Here is a 2,799-nt window from a genome sequence, read left to right as displayed (position 1 = left end):
GTGGAGCAAAGCTCAAGAGCCGCGCTAATCCTGGGACTTGCTACGTTATGAGTTTATCGCAAAACCCGCCGTACGAAGAAGGCCGGGCGGAGCCGAAGCTCCGCCCGGTGGCAGTTAGCCCAGAGCCGCCATCTGCAGATCGGCCGCCTGCCGGCTGACGCCCTGGCCGGGGTTCTCGACCTGTCGCTCGTAGGGCCTCCAGCTCTCGCCGACGATGTGCTCGTAGGCGGCGACGGCGCCCTCGGCCGCCATGCGCAACGCGTGGGCTTGAAGGCCCATGTCGGCGGCGAACTCGCGTTTGCGCTGTGCCTTGCTGTCGAAACCGACAGGACCGTCGAGGTCCTCGTCGCGGGTGTCGTTGGCAAGCCTGGCTGTGGCGTCCTTGGCCTCGGTGACGGCCTTCGAGTAGAACTGGCCTGCTCCATAGGCGGAGCCGACGTAGGAGCCGACGATCCTCTGCAGGTGGATCTGCATCGCCTTGTCGGAAAGTCCCTCGGAAAGTGTGTCGGCGCCATCGATCAGGCTGCGCTCGTGGAATTCGCGGATGCCGTCGCTGTCGAGGACGGGGAGGCCGAAGCTTTCGGAGATGAGCGTGGCCTGATGGCCGTCCGGGCAGCAGAGCCGGACCATTTCGAGTGTCGTGCCCTTGCGGAGCTGGACGACGCGGGCCTTGGTCCTGGTGGAGCGGGTCGAACTGGACATTGAGCTTTCCTTTCTAGCGATGCCCTTCAGGTGATCCGGCCCTTGCCGGTCTTCCCTGCGGGTGCGGTCGAAAGGAACCGGCGGAAGCTGGACGCTTCAGGGTCCGGGACCTGCCAGGCGAGCGAGGTCGGCTTGCGGAAAAGCGGGGGGCCAGTCCTTCACTGGTCCCTGCGCAGGCCGCGGGCCTGCCTTGCCGAGATCGGCGGGTTCCGGCCGCTCCGCGGCGCGATAGCGGCCTTGAAGGGGCCAGCCGCCGGTTCAGACCGCGGCAAACCCGCCGGAAAGACCGGCCAGGGATGAATTCGGACATTGGCATGCGGGAGGAAATCAACTGTTTGATTCCCGCCGCCACACGATCCGCCTCCCGCCAGGCTGCGCGAGGGACGGCGTTGAACTTCGGCTCCTGCCGGTATCGGAGTGCGCCGGTCCGCTGCTGCGGATCAGATCTTCGGCCTGCTCCCACGTCGAACTGACAACGCACTGTATTTAATGCCGCGGCAATGACAGATCAGAACGACGACTACGTCTATGATGAGCGACAGGGGAATGGCGACCAGCGTCGGAGATGGCTGCCATTGCAGCTTCTGCCGGAAGCATCGAAGTGCGCCGGCAAGGTGCTGGACGACGGCGCCTCCGTCGCCCTCATCAAGGACCTCAAGGTCAAAGGCGCTGGGCAGAGCCTGAAGCAGGGCACGGTGATCAAGTCGATCCGCCTCACCGACAATCCCGACGAAATCGACTGCCGGCATGACGCGATCAAGGGGCTGGTGTTGCGAACCGAATTCGTACGCAGGCGCTGAGCAGGCCGCAGTATCAGGCGCGCCTCAGGTCCGGTGGCAGTCTTGCACGCAGCACCTCGATTGCAGCGTCCTGCCTTGCCAGTTTGCGCGATAGCGCATCGATCTCGTGCTGCCTTTCCTGTGTGATCGCGGCAAGGTTCGATCGATACCGTTCCAGAAATGTCCTGGCATCGGCAGGCTTTAGGCGTCGGTGGCCGGTACGCTGGGGCTTGAGCTGCGGAATAATCGCCGTCATCCGCCTTATGATCTGCCGGTCGATCATATCAAGCTGGCGCTGTGTCTGGCGCCGTGCCTCCTCCATGCGAAAGAGCTGCGCGCGGCGATCGGGGACAGACATTATGTGTCCCTCCCCTGCCAATCCATGAAGCTCGATGGCCCGCCACAGACACGATGGCGCGCAACATCGATGACGAATCCAAAGCGGCCGACATGGTATTGGTCAGTCGGAACGAGAAAGCGACGTTCCTCCGTGCCCGGTCCACGCTTGCCGCCGGGGGTCGCGATAACCTCGGTGGAACCGGCCTGGTGCTCGCAACGGATCGCCGACACCACGACCCAGTCATCGGTATGCTTCTCGAAAAATGCCCGCTCGTCGTTTTTCGCGGATTGGCCGGGTTCGAGCACCCTCCCGTGGATCGCCTCCCAGGCCTCCGGATACCAGTCGCGGATCGTCTTTTCCGCACACGCCTTCTCGAAGTCCGTGAAGAGCTGCGGAAAGGCTTGGGCGACGGCCGCCCAATGGCAGTCCTCTTCATACCAGCCGCCATCGGCACGGAGCATGTCATGGACTTTGCGATTTCGTTCCGCCGAAAGATGGAACCCGCCATGGCCTGCAGTTGAGTGAGCCACGACGCCCTCGGCATAGACGGTCGCTCCCTGCGACGTTCCCCATGGCGTGTGGGCGCGGGAATGGATTTCGCGACGGCCGAGCGCGACGCGCTGCTGCTGGTGGAGAGCGTTCTCTTCGACATGCGCGCGAAACGCCGCCTCGTCGGCAAGCTCGCCGGCATGGCCGTAGAAATCGCTGCGCGTCCATTCGGCCATGGGCCGGCGGATACGCCACCCCGTGACAAAATAGTACCGCCCGTTCCGGGCCGGAACCATGGCGAACGCCGTTTCACCGACAAGCGCAACGGGATAACCGTTGGCGCTGCGGCCAAAACAAACCCCCGGATTACCGGGGGCCTCGTCGTCTCGTATTCGGGGAGTGGCCGCGCTCATGCCGCCGCCCTCCCCTCGACGGTATCCGCGGCCACGGCGTCGGCCGTCACCTCTTGCAGACCAGCTCCCGGATAGC

General features: G+C 64.3%; 3 protein-coding genes and 1 pseudogene. 1 reads left to right on the top strand and 3 read right to left on the bottom strand.

The features are described 5' to 3' along the window. Nucleotides 1-114 precede the first annotated feature (114 nt). A complete protein-coding gene (locus tag EOB59_RS34240) occupies nt 115-702 on the bottom strand; it encodes a hypothetical protein (protein ID WP_095482591.1) in 588 nt (195 codons plus the stop codon). A gap of 500 nt (nt 703-1,202) precedes the next feature. Between EOB59_RS34240 and EOB59_RS34235 the strand changes: the two are divergent. Further along, a pseudogene (locus tag EOB59_RS34235) lies at nt 1,203-1,502 on the top strand (alkylphosphonate utilization protein). Between the two features lie 13 nt (nt 1,503-1,515). On the opposite strand, the gene EOB59_RS34230 reads toward EOB59_RS34235, so the two are convergent. Further along, complete coding sequence (locus EOB59_RS34230; protein ID WP_095482593.1) at nt 1,516-1,839, bottom strand: hypothetical protein; 324 nt, start codon at nt 1,837-1,839, stop codon at nt 1,516-1,518. Further along, on the bottom strand, nt 1,839-2,723 hold the full coding sequence (locus tag EOB59_RS34225) for a hypothetical protein (protein WP_128177885.1): 885 nt from the start codon (nt 2,721-2,723) through the stop codon (nt 1,839-1,841). Before EOB59_RS34225 ends, EOB59_RS34230 begins: the two co-directional genes overlap by 1 nt. Between the last annotated feature and the right edge of the window lie 76 nt (nt 2,724-2,799).

The organism is Mesorhizobium sp. M7A.F.Ca.MR.176.00.0.0, assembly GCF_004023165.1.
Lineage (GTDB): Bacteria > Pseudomonadota > Alphaproteobacteria > Rhizobiales > Rhizobiaceae > Mesorhizobium.
The sequence above is the reverse complement of the archived record's forward strand: the minus strand, read 5'-3'. Positions and strand labels throughout refer to the sequence as shown.